Origin of the sequence: Corynebacterium sp. 21KM1197 (assembly GCF_033783015.1) — a bacterium.
GTDB lineage: Bacteria > Actinomycetota > Actinomycetes > Mycobacteriales > Mycobacteriaceae > Corynebacterium.
The window spans coordinates 1-19877 of the sequence record NZ_CP123907.1 but is presented as its reverse complement, the minus strand read 5'-3'; the positions used below and the strand labels follow the sequence as shown (position 1 = coordinate 19877).

Genomic DNA, 19877 nt, shown 5'->3' with positions numbered 1-19877 from the left:
TGGTGGACATGACATCAAAGAACCGTCGCCTCCTGCCCCTCGCCGCCTCCGCCCTCATCGTGGGCCTCACGCTCGGCGCCTGTTCCTCCGCGGATACTGCGGACACTGCGAACACCACAAACACCTCCACTGATTTCGCCGCCACGAGCACGTCCACCACGGCAAGCACGTCAAATATCGCCGCCACCGGTGCGGCGTCGGCAAGCAGCAACACCAGCACCCAGGCCACGGTGCAGGCCACCGCCACCGCCGCCCAGGACTTCCTGAACACCCTCTCCGAGGAACAAAAAGCCACCGTGGTCAAGGATTATGCGGACGAGGATAAGTCCATCACCTGGTCCAATTTCCCCGTCACCTTCGTAGAGCGCGCCGGAATCAACCTCAAGGACCTCAGCGAGGAGCAGCGCGCCGCCGCCATGAACGTGCTCAAGGCGCTGCTCAACGACGATGCCTACGCCACCGTCACCAACATCATGGCGGGCGATGAGTACCTGCTGAACAACAGCAACACCACCGAGGACTCCCTGGGGCAGTATTACATCGCGTTCTACGGCAACCCCAGCGATACCGAGGCGTGGACGCTGCAATTCGGCGGGCACCACCTGGGCCTCAACGCCACCATGGACACCGATTCCCTCACCTTCGCCCCCACCCACCTGGGCACCCAACCCACCGAGTGGATCAATGAACAAGGCCAGACCATCACCACGATGGACAAGACGTACACCAGCGCCTTTGCCTTCTACGATAGCCTCAGCGAGGAGCAGAAAAACCAGCTTTACCAGGGCGAACAGGTGGCCACGATGGTCTGCGCCCCCGGCAGCACCTGCGATTACCCCACCGGCACCGGGCTCAAGGGCTCCGACCTCACCGATGAGCAAAAGGATTTGCTTATCGACGTCGTGGCGAACTGGGCAGGCATGGCCGACGAGGAAACCACCGCCACGCAACTCGACGCCATCCGCGCCACCCTCGACGACACCTACGTGAACTGGTCCGGCGCCACCACCTATGACACCAGCACCGGCGAGGGAATCTACTTCCAGATCAGCGGCCCCAAGGTGTACATCGAGTTTGCCAACCAGAACGGCTCCGCCGGGGCGGATGTGGAGGGCGTGATCACCGCCGGCTGGGGGCACGTGCACACCATTTACCGCGACCCCAGCAACGATTACGCCAACTCCGTGGAGCAGCAGGAGGGCAGCGGGCCCGGCGCCGGTGGACCCGGTGCCGGTGGACCCGGTGCCCCGAGCGAGGGCGGCACCCCGCCCAGCGGCGCTCCCCGACGCTAAACCTTGATCTTCCTGTCCGTGGTGAGTTTGGCGTTCACGTACCGCACCAGCCAGTTGGGGCTGAAATTGGAGAGCGCGTAAAGGATCTTCGTCTGCAACCCCACCGGCTGGTGCACCTTCACCGGGCGGGAACGCTTTTCCTCCACCCGGTTAGCCACGGCCAAGGCCACATCCTCCGCCTCCAGCCGCACCCCCAGCCGCGAGGTGCTGGTGGTGGATACCCCGTGCAGCAGCGCCGTGCGGGCAAAGAGCGGCCACACGTCGGAGACAATGATCCCCTCTTCCTCCCACTCCTGCTCCAGGGCCTCCGTGATACCCCGCACCGCAAACTTGCTGGCGGAATACACCGCGAGGTCCGGGATCCCATAAATAGCCGAGGCGGAGGCCAAATTAACCAGCCGAGAACCCCTCACCTGCCGCAGATACGGATACGCCGCCCGCGCCCCATACATCACGCCCTTCACATTCACGTCCACGGTGGTGGAATCCTGAGCGTAGGAACCAGCTCCCGTAAATGAACCGGCATAGAGAATCCCCGCGTTATTGACCATCGCGTCCAACCTCCCCCCGGTGTGCGCGGTGAAGTCCGCCAGCGCCTCCTCCCAGGACTCGGGATTAGTCACGTCCAGGTACCCGGTGTGGATATTCCCCTCGCCCTGGGCCCAGCCAAAATCATCCAGAATGTCATATACACCCACGATCCAACCTCGGCGGGCGAGGATCAGGGCCGTGGCGCGGCCAATGCCACGGGCGGCCCCGGAAATAAAAACTGAGGAAGTCATGTATTCACCATAACTTCCTCAGCGCTCCCCCGGGAGTTTTTTGAGAAAAAAATATCCTGCCCCGCAGGCAATATTCGCTCTCACCTGCGGAAATTCTCTATTTTTCTTAGAAAATATCTAGCCATCCACTGCGGATCGCAGCGATTTTTCCCTTAGGAAAGAACCTGGCTCACGTTCACGGCCGCCACCACGGCGCTCAGGGCCGTCATGCCCAAACAGTTAAGCCAGAACTCGCTGCCCAGAAACTTCGCCCGGATATGCGCCACGATGGCAAAGAGGAAGTACCCCACCACTCCGAGGGAGGCCGTGGCCGCGATACTGGGATCCTGACGCAACGCACCGACCACCAGGGCCAAGGCGGCGAGCGTCTTGATTCCGATGAGCGCCCACCACCAATCCCTGGGGAAGTTCACCCCGGAAAGACACCGGGAGATGAAAGCCGGCGGCTTAATGGAAAGCAGCGCGTCCCCGGCCAGCACGGCCGCAAGAACGTAGGTGAGAACGATACTGATGGTGGTCATAGACCCCTCCTGATCGGCGGATATACCTGTACCGCAGCATATCAGCCGTACCTCACAGAGGCTGCGCGGAGTCGCCCAGCACACTGATGAGGTCGGTGGCGTCGTCCCGGATAAACAGTTCCGTGAGGGCCTGGTGCCATTCCAACTGCCGGTTGCCCGATACCGTCAGGGGCATAAAACCATGAGTGACCAATTCCAGGCTGGCCGCCATCACCGACGTGCGCTTATTCCCGTCCCAGAAAAACTGTGAGCGCGCCATGAAAGGCACCCGGATCAGCGCCCGCTCTACCACTTCCCCCGGTGCATGGGCTTCCCACCACTCCCAGAGATCCTCCAGTTCCTCGCGGCCCGGGGCCCGATAATCCCCCTCGGGGGTGCGCACCGTTCCATCCGCTCCCCCGATGTGGGAACGTGAACGAAAGGTACCGGGGTCAAGGGACACGGTGCGCGAAACCGTACCGTTAATTTCCTCCACCAGTTCCCGAGTCACCGATTTTTGTTCTTTAGCCGCCCCTACCACCAGACCCCACCCCGCCGCGATGGCACGTACCTCATCAAGGTCATGGAGGGGGTGGCCACCCACGGTCATACCGGACACGATGGTCTGCACCTCGGGAAAAGTGAAGTTCAATCCCTCAAGGCGGGCCGTGGACCAGGTAGCAAAGGGATGATTCTTCAATAGCGCGTGATAAGCCGACCCAAAACCCACGTGGGGCAGTTTGGGGAGATCCCCCTGGTAAGAGAAATCCCGGAAAGTACGCGCCATACCCATCAGCTCCGCAGATCAACACAAAAGGGCCTCACGGATTTTTCCGCAAGGCCCTACATGACTGTGGAGCATAGGAGAATCGAACTCCTGACCTTCTGCTTGCAAAGCAGATGCTCTACCAATTGAGCTAATGCCCCATTGTCCCTTGGTGGGCCTAGCAAGAATCGAACTTGCGACCTCATCGTTATCAGCGATGCGCTCTAACCGACTGAGCTATAGGCCCTTGGAACGAGTATGTACTTTACATACCCGCCCTCCGGGGGCACAAATCACCAGGTCACCCAGGGTTTTGTGCCCGCAGCACGAGCGGTGCCCGGCGCCTGCCCGGCTCCGCCCGCAGCGGCACCAGGCAACAACCTCAGTCACCCGTGTCCGCCTCGTGCGAAAACGGTGCGAAACCAGTGCGAAACCGGCTCCACAAAAAAGGGCGGCTTCCATCAAGACCACACGAAAGCCGCCAAACCCCTAGCGAATATCCTCCACCTCCACGGCGAGCCCACCAAAGAGGTCCACCACGGAGTTATAGATCACCGCGCACAGCGGCGCGAGGAGCGTGGTGAGGATGGCACCCAGGGCGCCCACCAGCGCGGCCACGCTGATCACCACCCCAAAGCTGATGATCCCATCGCCACCGATTCCGCCGATCACAGAGTTGAGGCTGTCCCATACCCCGGCGGCGTTGAGCCCGATGTAAAGGAGCACCACGCACAGGATCCACGCCACGAGCCCCACGAGGGAGAGCGCCAGGGCCACGCGAAAGGCCGCCATGGGGGGTATGCGCGATACCACTACTTCTCTGTATGCCATCTGATTGTTCCTCTACTCTTCGCCGTCGGAGCTATCGGAGGTAGGAGCGCCGGAGTTGGAATCAGATTCTACCCCGCTCGGCGCGCTAGAGGATTCGGCGGCGGCCTGCTGCTGCACGGGGCCGCCCACCTTGCCGGTGGCCACGGCGGTGGCCTCTTCCTCGCCCTCGCCTTCCACGTTGCGGTCAATGGCCAGCAGTTCCACGTCCTTTTCCAGATTCACCAGGCGCACGCCCATGGTGGCTCGGGAGGAGGGACGGATCTGCGCCACCTCGGTGCGGATCACGCCGCCCGCGGAGGTGATGGCAAAGATCTCGTCGTCATCGTCCACGGTGATGGCTCCGATGAGTTTGCCGCGCTTGGGGGTGTACTTGAAGGTCACCACGCCCAGGCCGCCGCGACCCTGAGAGTTGTATTCCTCGATGGCGGTGCGCTTGCCGTAGCCACCGGAGGTGGCCACCAGCAGGTAGTTGCCGTCGTGCACCACGCACATCGCCAGCAGTTGGTCCTCGCCTCGGAAGCGCATTCCCTTCACACCGGCGGTGGCGCGGCCCATCGGTCGCAGTTGCTCGTCGTCGGCGGTAAAGCGGATCGCCTGACCCTCCTCGGAGACGAGCAGCAGGTCGCTTTCCTCCCCGCAGAGGGCCGCGCCGATGAGGCGGTCGCCCTCCCCGAGGTTGATCGCGATGAGCCCGCCGGAGCGGTTTGTCTCATAGTCCTCCAGGCGGGACTTCTTCACGCGGCCCTGCGCGGTGGCAAGCACCAGGAAGGGCGCGTCCTCGTAGGACTGAATCTGGATCACCTGGGCGATGCGCTCCTCCGGCTGGAGTTCCAGCAGGTTCGCCACATGCTGCCCGCGCGCGGTGCGGGAGGCCTCGGGCAGCTCGTAGGCCTTGAGGCGGTACACGCGGCCGAAGTTGGTGAAGAAGAGTATCCAGTCGTGCGTGGAGCACACAAAGAAGTGGCGCACCACGTCGTCGGACTTCAGCTCCGCGCCGCGCACTCCCTTGCCGCCGCGCTTTTGGGACTTATAAGCGTCCACCTTGGTGCGCTTGGCGTAGCCGGTGGAGGTGATGGTCACCACCACGTTTTCCCTGGCGATGAGGTCCTCCTCGGACACATCGCCGGAGGCGGCCACGATCTGCGTGCGGCGCTCGTCGCCATGCTTATCGACGATCTCCGCCAGCTCGTCGTGCACGATGCTGCGCTGGCGCGCGGGGGAGGCCAGAATATCCTTGAGATCCGCGATCTCCGCCTCGACCTCGTTCAATTCATCAATGATCTTCTGGCGCTCCAGGGCCGCTAGGCGGCGCAATTGCATAGCCAGAATGTGATCGGCCTGCACCTCATCCACGTCCAGGAGGTCCATCAGGCCGGTGCGCGCGATGTCCACGGTGGCGGAGCGGCGAATCAGCGCGATGACCTCGTCGAGGGCGTCGAGGGCCTTGACCAGGCCGCGCAGGATGTGGGCGCGCTCCTCGGCCTTTTCCAGGCGGAACTGGGTGCGGCGCACGATGACATCGATCTGGTGCGCCACGTAGTTGCGCAGCATCTGATCCAGGCGCAGGGTGCGCGGCACGCCGTCCACGATGGAGAGCATGTTGGCGCCGAAGTTGGTCTGCAACTGGGAGTGCTTGTAGAGGTTATTGAGCACCACGCGCGGCACGGCGTCGCGCTTGAGGGTGATCACGATGCGCAGGCCCACGCGGTCGGAGGTTTCATCGTCGATCTTGGAGATTCCGGCGAGTTTGCCGTTGGCCACCTGCTCCGCGATGTTGGACACCAGGTTATCGGGATTGACCTGGTACGGCAGCTCCGTGATCACGATAGTCTGGCGGCTACCCTGCTCCTCAATGCTGGTCACGCCGCGCATACGGATGGAGCCGCGCCCCGTGGTGTAGGCGTCCTTGATCCCCTGATCGCCCACGATGAGCCCCGCGGTGGGGAAGTCCGGCCCCTTGACGTACTTCATGCACGCCTCCAGGGCCTCCTTCTCCCCCGCCTCCGGGTTTTCCAGCAGCCAGTAGATCGCCTGGGCTAGTTCGTTGAGGTTGTGCGGGGGAATGTTAGTGGCCATGCCCACGGCGATACCGCCGGAGCCGTTCATCAGCAGGTTGGGCACACGCGACGGCAGCACGTCCGGTTCCATCGTTTTGCCGTCGTAGTTCGGGGAGAAGTCCACGGCATTCTCGCGAATGTCACGCACCATCTCCATCGCCAGCGGGGTGAGCTTGCACTCCGTATAACGCATGGCGGCGGGGCCGTCGTTACCGCGGGAACCGAAGTTACCCTGGCCATCCACCAGCGGGTAGCGCATGTTCCAGCTCTGCGCCAGGCGCACCAGGGTGTCATAGATGGCGCTATCGCCGTGCGGGTGGAACTGACCCATCGTGTCCGAGACAGGGCGCGCGGACTTCACGTAGCCGCGTTCCGGGCGGTACCCGGAGTCAAACATCGCGTAAAGGATACGGCGGTGCACGGGCTTGAGGCCGTCGCGCACCTCGGGCAGGGCGCGTCCCACGATCACCGACATCGCGTAGTCGATATAGCTCGACTGCATTTCCTCATTGATGTCGATGGGATGGACGCGATCAAACAGATCGTCGCTCATACTCACCTTTTCTTAATGATGATTCTTCTCCGGCCTAGTTTAGTGCCCTCAGTGCCTTTTACGCTCATTCCTCCCCCGCTAGCGGTATCATCTTGATACCGTGGCCATGACATTAAGACTCACCGACGAGCAGGACCGCGCCCTCAGCCTCCTCGCCCGCACCCAGAATTGCAGCAAACAGGAGGCCGCCACCCGCGCCATCCTCGCCGCCGCCACTAGGATGCTTGACAACGCCCACGTGGCCCACCTCGCCCGCCAATCCCTCCGGGAATACCTCGACGCGGAACGGCGCCTGCACCCATGAGGGGTCTTAGTTTTGAACAGATGGTGCTCATCGCGGACGAGGTGTGCGCGCACACCGATTCCCGCATACGCAGTTACCCCTCCCTTGCCGCCTGCGCGGCCACCACGAGCGCCCGCCTCCACGGAGTACCTTTGCATCATCGCCTCACGCAGATGATCAAAACCCTCCAAGACCATATCCGCGCGCTGCGCCCGCTCACGCATCACAACGATGTGTTTTCCCACGTGGTAGCGGATATTTTGCAAGATCTCAACGCTGTATCCCCGCCCACACCCCCGTCACCTGCTCATTATCCCTCACGCTCAGCGTGACAAGCGCAGGTCTGACGTTTATTATTCTCTAACAGTACATTTGACTCTTTAATTCGACCCAAAAGGAAGAAATACATGCGCAAGCGCGTTTCCGCCGCCGCCATTTCCCTCGCGCTGGCAGGGTCGGCCTTTGCCACCCCCCTGGCCTTTGCCGACGATCAAACCGACGTTGAGGTTCTGGAAGTCACCCAGGGCGAGGGCGCCGAGGAGGCTACCCAGGAAGTTGCCGAGGTAACCCCCGAGGCCGTGGAGGCTGTCGAAGCCACCGAGGACGCACCGAAGGTTACCACCTACGCCGCCGATGACACCCTGAGCTACGGCACCGATAACAAGGTGGAGATTCCCTGGAACACCGAGCAGGAGTTTGAGATCCAGGGCACCGTTGCCCCCAACGCCCGCTTCATCGCCCCGGATCAGAAGATCGAGGGCTGGGAGTACAAGGTCGATGAAAAGACCGGCAAGCTGACCATCAAGGCGGAGGAGAGCCGTCGCCCCGGCTCCACCCTGAGCCTGCCGATCCTGGTGAGCACCACCACCAACTACAGCCAGATCAACATCGTGGCCACCGTGGTCAAGGGCGATACCTCCCAGAGCGATGACGTGACCCTCACCTACCCCACCGAGGCCACCGAGATCGCCCCCGGCGAGTCCGCCACCATCACGCCCACCGTGGAGGGCACCATTCCCTCCGGCACCAAGTTCGTGATGAACGAGAAGAACAAGGACAACTGGACCTTCCAGGTGGACGATAAGGGTGCCGTGACCGCCACCCTGCCCGCGGACGCCAAGGTGGGCCGCAATTGGAACATGGGCCTGGTAGTGGTGTTCCCCGACGGCACCACCCAGGAGCACAAGGTGCCGGTGAAGGCCGTGGCCGCCGAGGATTCCCCCAGCAAGCAGCTGGAACTGAGCTACGAGGACATTGAGGTTCCCTTTGGCGGCGAGGTGACCAAGGATCTCACCGTCCAGGGCGGCAACCTTGACGGTGCCACCTTCGAGCTGGTGCACGAGTCCTACGCAGGCATGGACTTTGCCATTGATTCCTCCACCGGCGCCCTCACCGTGAAGTCCGGCGAGGCCAAGCGCGGCACCGGCGTGTGGGTTCCCATCAAGGTCACCTACTCCGATAGCTCCGTGAACTACGTGGTGTTCCACGCCACCATCGGTGCCCCGGAGAACCCGATGGCCGATGCCGCCGAGAACGCCCCCGCCTACGAGGACGTGGAGGTTGCCGCCGGTGAGTCCGTGGAGGTAAAGCAGAGCGGCTCCGTCCCCGAGGGCACCCGGTACATCGCTCCCACCACCGAGGGCACCGATTGGACCGTGGCCGTGGCCGAGGACGGTACCGCCACTGTGACGGCTCCTGCCGGTACCGTGAAGGGCTCCAAGCTCTTCATCCCGGTGATCGTGAAGTACGCCGATGGCTCCACCGAGTCCGTGCGCTTCACCGCCACGGTGAAGTAATACCCACCTTCACCACACAGAGGAACCGCCGCGCTGAGCGCGGCGGTTTTTTCATGCACACACTTGTTCCTTGAGTAGCGCTTAGGTAGAATTGAGGTTGTTGTGGTTACAGTTAATTCTTGTGACATTTACTGTGGCGGAAGGTCCACAACCATCAGCGATTTCCGTTGTTGATATTCCCCACCATAGGGGGTTCAACTGTGGGAATCGCCTTTTTCTTTCCTCTATCACTAGGAGCACCCATGCCCACCCTCAACTCCATTCTTGAGGATCCCCAGCGTTCGGTCGCCATCGCGGACCTCTCCACCTTCGCGGAAAAGACGGCCCAGAACCAATCTGGAATGACGGGAATGACCCTCAAAACCGGTCTCAAGGCCGCCCGCAAGGTGGACTCTGAGATCGTGCCGCGCGGCGTCACTCGCCTCCTGCCGGACGTGGTGGAGGCCCTCAATCCGCTGTGGCAGGACTATTCAGATTCTGCGGAAGAACAAGACTTCGGCGTCTACCTGGGCGCCCACTCCGCCCAGGCCATTGATGCCCTACTCGCCGTGGCCGACCGCCACGCAGAAAAACTGGGCGGGCCGCTGGGCACCGCCTACTCCGCCCTCCGGGGCAAGGCGAGCAAGATCATCGAGCCCACCCTGCCCGAACTAGGCGCGATCCTGGAAAAGCACGCGGTCTAAAGCGCAATATACCGCGTATCCAGGTATTCTTCTATCCCCTCGGTGCCGCCCTCGCGGCCAAAACCTGACTCTTTTATGCCCCCAAAGGGGGCGGCGGGATCGGAGATAGCACCCCTATTGATCCCCACCATGCCCGCCCGGAGGTTCTCCGCAAGGTACCGAGCCCCCTCCAGGCTGCGGCTAAACCCATAGGCGGCCAGACCAAAATCCGTGTCATTGGCCTTGGCCACCCCCTCCTCCAGCGTGGCAAAGGTACTCACCGTGGCCACCGGCCCAAAGATCTCCTCGCGGAGGATCCGAGCCCCCTCGGGAATGTTCACGAGCACGGTGGCCGGATAAAACCACCCCGGTCGATCGGGAATCTCCCCACCGGTAGTAAGGGTGGCCCCCTCCGCCACGGCCTCTTGGACCAGCTCCGCCACCTTATCGCGCTGTTCGCGGCTAATCATGGGCCCCAATCCCACGCCCTTTTCGAGGCCATTTCCGCAGCGTATAGCCGCCATTCTGGTGCTCAGCCTGCGGCTAAACTCCTCGGCAATCTCCTCGTGTACCAGGAAGCGATTGGCCGCGATGCATGCCTCCCCGCCGTTGCGCATCTTGGCCTGCATAGCGGCGTCGATAGCCATATCCATGTCCGCGTCCTCCGCCACGACAAAGGCGGCGTTGCCCCCTAACTCCATCGAGGTGCGCAGCAGATTCTCCGCGGACTGCTTGACCAGGTGCTTGCCCACCCCCGTGGAACCGGTAAAGGTGATCTTGCGCAGGCGCTTATCCGCCATGAGCGCGGAGGCCACCCCGGAGGAATCCGTGGTGGGCAGGATGGATACCAGGCCGGAGCAGTCCTCGGGCAGGACCTCGCTGAGCACCTGCCCCAATAAGAGCATGGTCAAAGGGGTTTCCTTGGCCGGTTTGAGGATGATGGGGCACCCGGCAGCCAGGGCCGGGGCGATCTTCCTCGTGGCCATAGCCAGCGGAAAGTTCCACGGGGTAATGGCCAGCACCGGGCCTACGGATGCCCGAGTGACCAGGATCGATCCGCTACCCGAGGGAGCATGCTGGAAACGCCCGGGCCAGCGCACCGCCTCCTCCGCAAACCAGCGGAAATACTCGTTGCCATAGGCCACCTCCCCGCGCGATTCCGCCAGGGGCTTGCCCATCTCCAGCGTCATGGTACGAGCGAAGTCCTCGCTGCGTTCTTCTATACCCTGGAAAACCTCGCTGAGCAGGCGAGATTTCTCTCGCGGAGGCACCTGCGCCCATCGCTGCTGGGCAGCCACGGCGGCGTCGAGAGCCAAGAGGGCATCGGGCGCGGCGGCGTCTGCCACCTCCGCCAGAACCTCCTGGGTGGCGGGGTTGTGCACCTCGAAGGTCTTTCCGCTGAGGGCCGGGCGCGATTGGGCGCCGATCCAGAGATTGGTGGGCGTATCGGCAGCTAAGAGTGTCACGGGGCCCACTGTACGCTTGTGCTTATGAAGGCCTTATTCCGCACAGTCCTCCTAGGGGCCATCGCGGGCGAGATTCTGCTGGTCACGCTCACGCTGACCAATCACTCCCCGCCCGCGTGGACCTTCCTCCTCGTCCTCGGGTTCATACTCTCCGCTCTGGCCTTTCCGCTTTCCTGGCTGCTGCTCACCGCGCACAGGGAACGGGACTGGCTGGTGGCTATCGACGCCACCGCCTCCCGCTTCGGGCTGCCGCGCAAGGCTCTGAGCTATTGGGTATCCGAGATACTCATGCTCGGCGGCTTTGCGCGCAAGCGGCCCGGTGGCGCGACCTTTGGTTACTCCGGCCCGCTGCGCACCATCGTGTGGGCGATCAGCGCGCTGGTCATCGTGGAGATCGTGGTGGTGCACCTGGTCCTACCCAGTGCCACCTGGCGAGTTATCCTCGCCGTGCTCAGCGTCTACGGCCTGATGGTATTGCTCGGATTCTACGCCTCCCTGCGCCAGCAGCCGCACAGCCTCACCGAGGAGGCACTGATCCTGCGCTCCGGGCACCGCTTTGAACTGGCGATTCCCCGGAACCTCATCGCCCGCTCCGGGGCCCAACGGCCCGGCGACGGGGCAAATATCAGCGTGGACGAGGCGGGGCTGTGCCGCCTCCCCATTCTCAACCAGGTCAATACCGTGGTGGAACTCGCGGAACCCGCGAGGGCGCGGGATCTCTTCCTCGGGGAGGTCGAGGTGCGGCGGGTGGAGTTCTCCTGCGATGAGCGGGAGGAACTCCTGGCTCGCCTCGGGCAATAGTCGCCCCTAGCCATCAGACGTCGAGGAAGCGCACGTCCTTGGCGTTGCGGGTGATGAACGAGCGGCGAGCCACCACGTCATCGCCCATGAGGACGGAGAAGAGTTCATCGGCGCGCTGGGCATCGTGCAGATCCACGCGGCGCAGGATGCGGGTGGTGGGATCGAGGGTGGTCTCCCACAACTCGCTGGGATTCATCTCACCCAGACCCTTATAGCGCTGGATGCCGTCATCCTTGTTAATCTTGCGGCCCTTTTCCAGGCCCTCGGCCAACTGCTCGTCGCGCTCGGCGTCGGAGAAGGCATAGCCCGGCTCACCCTTCTGCCACTTGAGCTTGTACAGCGGCGGATTGGCCAGGTAGACGTGGCCCTCCTCCACCAACTGCGGCATGAAGCGGAAGAGCAGCGTGAGCAGGAGGGTAGCGATGTGCTGGCCATCCACGTCCGCGTCGGCCATGAGCACGATCTTGTGATAGCGCAGCTTGGCAATATCGAACTCATCGTGCACGCCCGTGCCCAGGGCGGTGATGATGGCCTGGACCTCGGCGTTCTTGAGCACCTTATCCAGGCGGGCTTTTTCCACGTTCAGGATCTTGCCGCGCAGCGGCAAAATGGCCTGGTACATGGAATCGCGGCCACCCTTGGCGGAGCCACCGGCGGAGTCACCCTCCACGATATAAAGCTCGGACTTCACCGGATCCTTGGAACGGCAATCCGCCAACTTACCGGGCAGGCCACCCATATCTCCGGCGGACTTACGCCGCACCATCTCGCGCGCCCTGCGCGCGGCCTGGCGGGCCTGGGAGGAGGAGATCGCCTTGTTCACGATCGCCTTGGCTTCCGCGGGGTTGGCCTCCAACCAATGGCCCACGTGCTCGTTGGTCATGCGCTGCACAAAGGAGCGCACCTCCGTGTTGCCCAGCTTGGTCTTGGTCTGGCCCTCAAACTGGGGATCGCCCACGCGCACGGAGATCACGGCGGCCAGGCCCTCGCGGCAGTCCTCGCCGGTGAGGTTGCTGTCCTTGGCCTTGAGCATGTTGTGCTCGCGGGCGTACTTGTTCATCAAGGAGGTCAGCGCGGAGCGGAAACCCTCCTCGTGGGTGCCACCCTCAATGGTGTTGATGGTATTGGCAAAGGTGTGCACCGACTGGTTAAAGCCGGAGGACCACTGCATGGCCAGTTCCACCTCGTGATCGTCGCCCTTGGCGTCAAAGGAAACGATGGAGGGGTGGATGGGGTTCTTGGACTTATTGAGGTGATTGACGTAATCCTCTAGCCCGTTGGGATAGTGGAAAACGCGCTTCTTTTCCCGCTTCTTGGGCGTGGCCTCGGCGGTCTCATCGGCGTTGTTCTCACCGGTGGCGGCGTCGGCAGCGGAATCAAGATCCTCCAGGGAGGTGGCGTTCTCCCCCGCCTCCGCAAGGGCTTCTAGCTCTACCTCCTCGGCGGTGGCACGCTCGTCGGTAAGCGTAATGGTGAGACCCTTGTTGAGGAAGGCCATCTCCTGGAGACGGCGCGAGATCGTCTCATAATCGAAGGTGGTGGTCTCGAAGATCTCCGCGTCCGGCCAGAAACGGATGGAGGTGCCGGTGCCGCGAGCGTTGCCGCCCTCGATGAGGTCCTCGGGGATGGCGTTGGTGAAGTTCTGCTCCCAGTGTTTGCCGTCACGCTTGATCTTGGCCTCGACGCGGGTGGACAGGGCATTCACCACGGAAATACCCACGCCGTGCAGACCACCAGAGACGGCATAGGAATCGGAATCGAACTTGCCGCCGGCGTGAAGCTGCGTCATCACCACCTGGACGGTGGGTATGCCGGAGGCGTGCATCTCCACGGGAATACCGCGACCATCATCGACGACCTGGACACCGCCATCGGCGAGCAAGGTGACGTCCACCTTGGTGGCGTAACCCGCCATCGCCTCGTCCACGGAGTTATCCACGACCTCCCACACCAGGTGGTGCAGGCCGCGGGTGCCCGTGGAGCCGATGTACATGCCGGGCCGCTTACGGACGGCTTCGAGCCCCTCAAGGATCGTGATGGATGAGGCGCCATATTCGTGTTCGGTGGTAGCCACGTGAAACGTGCACTCCTCGCATTAAAAGGGTTCTAGACCGTTTCATTCTACACGCACGTACCCCGCCCCGGAACCGCGCCATCGGTGCGTTGCAGCGGCTTTCTCGCCCGGCTGCGCGGTGATCGCCCTTGAGACGGTGCGGGTGGCGCAGTTCGCAGGCACGGTGCGCGCCGTAACCATAAACATCCTGACCATAGACCGCCTCAGCCGTAGGTATCGCGCGGGCCCCGACCCGCAACGTGCAGCGCCCCGTGCCGCCACGAGGGTGCCTTGGGGCCAAAGATCTTCAACTCCGTGATCCCATCCGGGCCCACCTTGGCGGCGATGGTGCGTAAAATCTCGCGCTGCATCATGCGCAGATTAGTAGCCCAGGCGGTGGAATCGCAGGAAATAAACAGCGTGCTGCCCTTGAGCATCTCCACCTTGGTGTGCGCGGCGATCTTCTCCCCCACCAACTCCGGCCAGTGCCCGGTGACCCACCCACCGGCGATCTCCCGCGTCCACCCGCGATGGCGAATCTCCCGGTTCACAATGCTGCCCAGCCTATCGACGTCCCGACGGCGCGGGAGCCTGCGCCCGTCCGGGCCCGTGGGAATGCCGCGCCGCCTGCGGCGCTGCTGCGTGTTGCCTTGTTCTGTGGTGCCCTGTTGTGCGGCGTTGAGGGGCACGCCCCGTGTTTGCGCACTCTGGGCGTGTACGCCCTGATCTGAAGAATCACCAGTCAATCCCGGCACACGCACCTGCTCGGCGGCTTCCGAGGTGGGGTCACCGAGGATATTGCCACCACTCTTCTTGCCCCAACCATTTCCCCTGCCCCGGCGTGATTGGCGGGAGAGATCGGGCACCGAGCCATTGCGCTTGAGCGCCGCGCTGCGCATGGCCTCAAAGGCCTGTCCGATGGGATCGAGGGAATCGCTAGACATGGCTCTCTCCCCCTTCTTCCGCCGCTGGGTGAGCGTGCGGTGGGTGACCGCTGCGTGGTTCTTCCTGCTGTTTCGCAGTGGCCTCGGCGGTACTCGCCAACACCGAGTATCGCTGCGCCGCTGTGTGGTGGGGTTCTCCGGTGACCTCGGTTGTTTCCGCTGTTGCTGTTGTTGCCGTTGTTGCTGCCCCTGGCGCGGGTTGCTCCGTGCGCACCTCGATCCGGTGTCTCGCCACCACCTTGCGGCTGAGATTCTCTGGCAAATCCTCGTCCACCGCTGCCGTGATAAGCACCTGCTCCGCCTGGGCGGCAAGATCGACCAACTTGACCCGCCGCTTGGCATCAAGTTCCGCGAAAACATCGTCCAAGATGAGAATGGGGTCCGAGCCCTCGCTGCGCAACAAAGAAAACTCGCCAAAACGCAAGGCAATGGCGAAAGACCAGGTTTCCCCGTGGCTGGCAAACCCCTTGGCGGGCTGCTGCCCGAGCAGCAATTCCAGGTCATCGCGATGCGGCCCCACTAGGGACATACCCCGCTCGATCTCGCGCTGACGCTTAACCCCGAGTTCCGCGAGCATGGCGGCCTCAACCACCTCGCGGTGATTCTCCGTGTGCTCATGGGCGTTATCTGTGTTATCGGCTTTACCGGTCTTGTCGGCGTTGTCGGCTTTGTCAGAGCGCTGGATGTTCTGGGTACTTTGAGTAACCGAACTCTTATAACTCAAAGAAGCCGGACGAGATTCCGGGGCGAGGGACGCATAAGCCTCGTGGACCTCGGAATTAAGACGATGGACCAGCTCCTGGCGGGCCACGATGATCTGCGAGCCCAGATACGCAAGGTGGCCATCCCAGGCATCAAGCGTGCTCAGGGCCGCAGCGCCCTCCTCCGAGGAATAACCCCGGCGCAGCGCATACTGCGCGGACTTTAACAACGCATTGCGCTGCTTCAACACCTTGTCATAATCCGCCTTGACTCCCGCCAGGCGCGGGGAACGAGTGGCAATGATGGTATCCAAGTAGCGGCGCCTTTCCGCTGGCTCGCCGCGCACAAGAGCCAAATCCTCGGGTGCAAAAAGCACCGTGCGCACCACGCCCAGAATCTCCCGGGGGCTTTTGAGCCGGGTGCGATTGATCTGCGCCTGATTGGCCGCATGTGGCTTAATCAACACATGGGCGGTGAGTTCCCGACCCTGGTTGATGGCCGTAGCCGAGATCCTGGCATTGTTGGCGTTTACCCGCACCAACGGGGCATCATGGCTGACCCGGTGAGAGGATAAGTGAGCCAGATAGCCCACGGCCTCCACGATGTTGGTCTTGCCAAAGCCATTACGGCCCACAAAAAGGGTGACGCCGGGTTGAAGGCTCAGGGACAATTCCGGCCAGGAACGGAAATCCCGCAGGGAAAGCTCAGATAGATACAACTTCCGATCCTCCCCTCATTTTTCCTGGTCAGAATGCTTGCCCTGGTTATTTCGCCGGGCGTGGGTTACCGCGCGCCGTGTGCCTGCAATGTTCGAAGTACCGCGTTACTGCGTCATTGAGGCAGCCGCACCGGCATGAGCAGATACGTGAAGTACGTATCCGGAGTGGGGAAAACCCCCTCCTCATTGCGCTGCGGCATCTCCTCGGGCTCCGGAATCATAATCGCGGGGCGAGAAGGCTCCGTGAAGCCAAAGACCACTCGTTCCGTGTTCACCACGGCCAGGCCGTCCTTGAGATAGCCCGGGTTGAAGGCGATGAGAAGTTCCTCGCTGCCCTGGAAAGTGCAGGGAACTACCTCCTCCGCGTGCCCGGAATCATTACCACCGGCGGAAAGAATCACCTGGCCCTCAGAGAATTGCATGCGAATCTGCGCGTTGCGATCCGTGACCAGGGAAACGCGACGAATGGCCTCCTGCAACGGAGCGATCTCTACCAGTGCCATCGAGGTGTGGTTCTTGGGCAACAGGGGTTGAACGTTGGGAAACTCGGCGTCGAGCAGGCGCGTGGTGGTCTCCCGGTTATCCGTGTGAATGCCAAAGAGGCCCTCGCGGCCCACCTGATCCTCCGTGCCCACGGCAAAATCAATGGGATCGTTGCGATGAGAGTCCAGGGTGCGGGCATTATCCAGCAGGGTCTTGGCCGGGATGAGGAGATTTACCTCCACGTCCTCCGAAGCCGGGTTCCACTCCAACTTGCGCAATGCCAGTCGAAAGCGGTCAGTAGCCGTGAGCGTCATGCTCTTACCCGTGGCCTTCATGTTCACACCCGTGAGCATGGGAACCGTGTCATCCTTGCCCGCCGCCGCGGCGACCTGCGTGACAGCCTCCGTGAACAACCGAGGATCAATGGTGCCCGTGACCTCCGGCAAGGCGGGCAACTGAGGGTAATCGTCCAAGGGGATCAGCGGCAGCTCAAAACGCGCTTGCCCGCAGGTCATCAACACCTTGGAGCCATCTACCGTCATGTCCACCTGCTTGTTGGGCAGGCTGCCAACGATTTCCGCGATGAGCTTGCCCGCCACGGCGATTCGTCCAGGGCTCATGACCTCGGCAGAAAGCCGAACCTTGGTGGAAATCTCATAATCGAAGCCTGCTAGCTCCAAACCATCCTCGTCCGCGTGAATCACCAAGGAACGAAGTACCGGCTGGGCTGGCTTAGAGGGCAAGTTACGCGCCACCCATGCCACGGCATCTCCGAGGTCATCCTTGGCTACTCGGAAGGAAACCTGCTCTGATTCCATGTTTTCTCAGCTCCTTGACCACAACGTGTGATTCGGGTGGGCGGGTAAGCGAATCACACGATCCTGTGCCGCGCGGGCAGTGCGCGGGGATCGTGCGCGACGCGCGGTGAATAACAACATCTCCAAAGTACCGGGACACTCCCGGGGGTGAGCAAGTCTTGTTATTCCAGGCGCGGCGCCAAGGCGCCGCTGGGAGCGCGCCTGGAGCGAGGATTCTTGTCATTTCCTCACACCCCCTCTTTCCTCTAGGTAAGTACAAGAAATAAAAGAGCAACAGCAGTAAGTCCTGTGAACTCTGTGGATGAGGCCGTAAATGACAAGGTAGTGCCGTGATTCCCGGGTGTGAAGCGCAGTGTGAAGCGACTGTGGATAACTAGGGGCGAGTGTGGATAACTCTGAAGCGACGGATTTTATCCCCACGATGGGCTTCCTTGTACACAGATCATTCACAGTGCTCAGGGGTGTTATCCACATGGTTGGGGTGAAGGTTAGCGAGGTGTCAAGGTGATGAACGTCATGGAGTTACATTCTTGTAATTACACAGGTGTGGATAGGCCTGTGGAGACTGTGGATAGGGCGATGATGCCCCTGCTGAGGGGCTTTTAATGGGGGTGGAAAGCCCTTATGGGAGCCTCGGAGTGGGATTGGGTGGAACGTGTGATTCCCCGGCAGCGAGGGAGGCTCTCGGTATGGGGCCGTGCAAGGGAAGAGCCTCTGCGTGATCCTGCCGCAGAGGCTCGGTCGGGGCGTTAGGTGGCGGCTAGATACTGCCTAGATACCCCGCCCCCTGGACTTGATGGTTTGGGTGAGTTGCTGGATCTCATCGTATGTATCGCGCTTTTCCTTCATTTCCTTGCGGATCTTGCGGTCTGCGTACATAACGGTGGTGTGGTCCTTGCCCCCGAACTGAGCGCCAATGCGCGGCAGTGAGAGATCCGTGAGTTCCCGGCACAGATACATGGCGAGCTGGCGGGCATGAGCCACGGCGCGGGTCTTTCCCACGCCGCACAGGGCCTCCGTGGTGATACCGAAGTATTCCGCCGTGACCTCAATGATCGTGGTGGGGGTGATTTCCACATCGGCAGCCTCGGGGAGAATATCGCGCAAGGCGATTTCTGCCATCTGCATATCAATGGGTTCATTGGTGAGAGAGGAATATGCGGAAACACGGATGAGGGCACCCTCTAATTCACGGATTGAAGATTCAAACCGGGAGGCGATGAGTTCCAGAACCGAGCGATCCACGCGGGTGCCGTCGGCCGCAGCCTTCTTCATCAAAATGGCAATGCGGGTCTCTAAGTCCGGCGGTTGAATATCCGCGATGAGTCCGGCCTGGAACCGGGTGCGCAGGCGATCCTCCAGGGTGGTGAGTTCCTTGGGTGGGCGGTCCGAAGATAGGATGATCTGCTTGTTTGCCTGGTGCAGGGCGTTGAAGGTGTGGAAGAACTCCTCCTGGGTTCCCTCCTTGCCCTGGAGGAACTGAATATCGTCCACCATCAGGATGTCGAGGTTCCGGTAACGGCGTTTAAAGGATTCCTGGCGGTCATCTCGGACGGAATTAATATAGTCGTTAGTAAATTCCTCACTGGAAACGTATTTAATGCGCAGGGTGGGTTGAAGGACCTTGGCATAATTACCTGCGGCGTGGAGGAGGTGGGTCTTTCCCAGGCCGGAACCCCCAGAGATGAAAAGGGGATTATAGGCCCGGGCAGGATTTTCCGCCACGGCCACGGCGGCACCATTGGCAAAGCGGTTGGAGGAACCGATCACAAAGGATTCAAAAGTGTACTTGGGATTGAGGGAATTTTCCTTATTGGGATTATGAGCGGGAGTCTCACGGGGGATTCTCTGCCCGGTGACTGCTTGAGTGGGGTCTCCGGGTGCCACCATGGTTTGGTGGGGAGCCATTTGGGGAGGTTGTGCCGGGGCGTGGCTGGTCTGCCACTCCTGGCTGCTGCGGTAATACGGCTCAAATTCCCTGGTGGTGGTCGGGGGCTCTTGCTGAGGAGCGGGGGTCGGTTCCACCGGTGTGCTGGGTGCGGGTGGGGTGGCGGGAGATGCCGGGGCGGATTCTCCGGCCCTCTGCGGATCAATGCTGACGGCTAGGCCGCAAGGCTGGTTCATCCGCTCGGAGAATACCTGGGTGATGTACTGGCCCAACTCGTTTTCCACCACGTCCTTGGCCATTTTGTGGGGCACCGCCAGCAGCACATACCCCTGAACGATGGTGATGGGCTTGGCCAGATTCAAAAATGCCTGTTGGCGGGCGGTCAGCGTGGGGATTGCGGAATCGGGAAGATCTGCTTGGCGGAGCAATTCCGCTAGTACCTCGTGCCATGTGTGGTGCAGCGCCGCGGCGTCATCTGTCAC

At 61.9% G+C, this 19877-nt stretch carries 17 protein-coding genes and 2 tRNA genes; 6 read left to right on the top strand and 13 right to left on the bottom strand.

The features are described from left to right. Nucleotides 1-8: 8 nt before the first annotated feature. Nucleotides 9-1292: a DUF3500 domain-containing protein gene (locus OLW90_RS00095; protein ID WP_319650265.1), complete on the top strand. Its 1284-nt coding sequence runs from the start codon at nt 9-11 to the stop codon at nt 1290-1292. On the opposite strand, the gene OLW90_RS00090 is transcribed toward OLW90_RS00095, so the two are convergent. The 7 genes from OLW90_RS00090 to gyrA all read right to left on the bottom strand — a co-directional run bounded on the left by OLW90_RS00090 (nt 1289) and on the right by gyrA (nt 6781). Further along, entirely contained in the window at nt 1289-2074 is a 786-nt protein-coding gene (locus OLW90_RS00090) for an SDR family oxidoreductase (RefSeq protein WP_319650264.1), read from the bottom strand. The two genes, OLW90_RS00095 and OLW90_RS00090, sit on opposite strands and share 4 nt — an antisense overlap. A gap of 152 nt (nt 2075-2226) precedes the next feature. Beyond that, the gene (locus OLW90_RS00085) at nt 2227-2595 is read right to left on the bottom strand and encodes a DoxX family protein (RefSeq protein ID WP_319650262.1); all 369 of its coding nucleotides are present in this window, start codon (nt 2593-2595) and stop codon (nt 2227-2229) included. Between the two features lie 52 nt (nt 2596-2647). Next, the gene (locus OLW90_RS00080; protein ID WP_319650261.1) at nt 2648-3304 is read right to left on the bottom strand and encodes a Fic family protein; all 657 of its coding nucleotides are present in this window, start codon (nt 3302-3304) and stop codon (nt 2648-2650) included. A gap of 124 nt (nt 3305-3428) precedes the next feature. After that, nucleotides 3429-3501: transfer RNA gene (locus OLW90_RS00075), tRNA-Ala, on the bottom strand. A gap of 9 nt (nt 3502-3510) precedes the next feature. Further along, nucleotides 3511-3587, bottom strand: a tRNA-Ile gene (locus OLW90_RS00070). Between the two features lie 242 nt (nt 3588-3829). Continuing rightward, nucleotides 3830-4171 (bottom strand): DUF3566 domain-containing protein, encoded by a 342-nt coding sequence (locus tag OLW90_RS00065; RefSeq protein WP_319650260.1) that lies wholly within the window; start codon nt 4169-4171, stop codon nt 3830-3832. A gap of 12 nt (nt 4172-4183) precedes the next feature. Then, nucleotides 4184-6781 (bottom strand): DNA gyrase subunit A, encoded by a 2598-nt coding sequence (gene gyrA / locus OLW90_RS00060; protein ID WP_319650258.1) that lies wholly within the window; start codon nt 6779-6781, stop codon nt 4184-4186. Nucleotides 6782-6881: 100 nt separating this feature from the next. On the opposite strand from gyrA, the gene OLW90_RS00055 reads away from it, so the two are divergent. From OLW90_RS00055 to OLW90_RS00040, 4 genes are all read left to right on the top strand, one after another. Continuing rightward, nucleotides 6882-7085 carry a CopG family transcriptional regulator gene (locus tag OLW90_RS00055; RefSeq protein WP_319650256.1) on the top strand — a complete coding sequence of 68 codons (204 nt, stop codon included), beginning with the start codon at nt 6882-6884 and terminating at the stop codon, nt 7083-7085. Next, entirely contained in the window at nt 7082-7396 is a 315-nt protein-coding gene (locus OLW90_RS00050; protein WP_319650255.1) for a hypothetical protein, read from the top strand. The genes OLW90_RS00055 and OLW90_RS00050 overlap by 4 nt, the downstream gene beginning before the upstream one ends. A 75-nt stretch (nt 7397-7471) precedes the next feature. Beyond that, on the top strand, nt 7472-8860 hold the full coding sequence (locus tag OLW90_RS00045; protein WP_319650254.1) for a YPDG domain-containing protein: 1389 nt from the start codon (nt 7472-7474) through the stop codon (nt 8858-8860). A 242-nt stretch (nt 8861-9102) separates the two neighbouring features. Beyond that, nucleotides 9103-9543: a DUF6918 family protein gene (locus OLW90_RS00040; protein WP_319650253.1), complete on the top strand. Its 441-nt coding sequence runs from the start codon at nt 9103-9105 to the stop codon at nt 9541-9543. Here OLW90_RS00040 and OLW90_RS00035 read toward each other — a convergent pair. After that, nucleotides 9540-10997: an NAD-dependent succinate-semialdehyde dehydrogenase gene (locus OLW90_RS00035; protein ID WP_413464478.1), complete on the bottom strand. Its 1458-nt coding sequence runs from the start codon at nt 10995-10997 to the stop codon at nt 9540-9542. The genes OLW90_RS00040 and OLW90_RS00035 overlap by 4 nt on opposite strands. 15 nt (nt 10998-11012) lie before the next feature. Between OLW90_RS00035 and OLW90_RS00030 the strand changes: the two genes are divergently transcribed. Further along, nucleotides 11013-11789, top strand: a complete 777-nt coding sequence (locus OLW90_RS00030) for a hypothetical protein (protein WP_319650251.1) — start codon at nt 11013-11015, stop codon at nt 11787-11789. A gap of 13 nt (nt 11790-11802) precedes the next feature. Here OLW90_RS00030 and gyrB read toward each other — a convergent pair whose 3' ends face one another. The 5 genes from gyrB to dnaA all read right to left on the bottom strand — a co-directional run bounded on the left by gyrB (nt 11803) and on the right by dnaA (nt 19877). After that, nucleotides 11803-13863 (bottom strand): DNA topoisomerase (ATP-hydrolyzing) subunit B, encoded by a 2061-nt coding sequence (gyrB, locus tag OLW90_RS00025; RefSeq protein ID WP_319650250.1) that lies wholly within the window; start codon nt 13861-13863, stop codon nt 11803-11805. A gap of 203 nt (nt 13864-14066) precedes the next feature. After that, nucleotides 14067-14786, bottom strand: coding sequence for a DciA family protein (locus OLW90_RS00020; RefSeq protein WP_319650249.1), 720 nt, complete (start codon nt 14784-14786; stop codon nt 14067-14069). Then, complete coding sequence (gene recF / locus OLW90_RS00015; protein WP_413464477.1) at nt 14779-16206, bottom strand: DNA replication/repair protein RecF; 1428 nt, start codon at nt 16204-16206, stop codon at nt 14779-14781. Before recF ends, OLW90_RS00020 begins: the two co-directional genes overlap by 8 nt. 113 nt (nt 16207-16319) lie before the next feature. Beyond that, nucleotides 16320-17507 (bottom strand): DNA polymerase III subunit beta, encoded by a 1188-nt coding sequence (gene dnaN / locus OLW90_RS00010; protein ID WP_319650248.1) that lies wholly within the window; start codon nt 17505-17507, stop codon nt 16320-16322. 771 nt (nt 17508-18278) lie between these two features. Continuing rightward, a complete protein-coding gene (gene dnaA / locus OLW90_RS00005; protein WP_319650247.1) occupies nt 18279-19877 on the bottom strand; it encodes a chromosomal replication initiator protein DnaA in 1599 nt (532 codons plus the stop codon).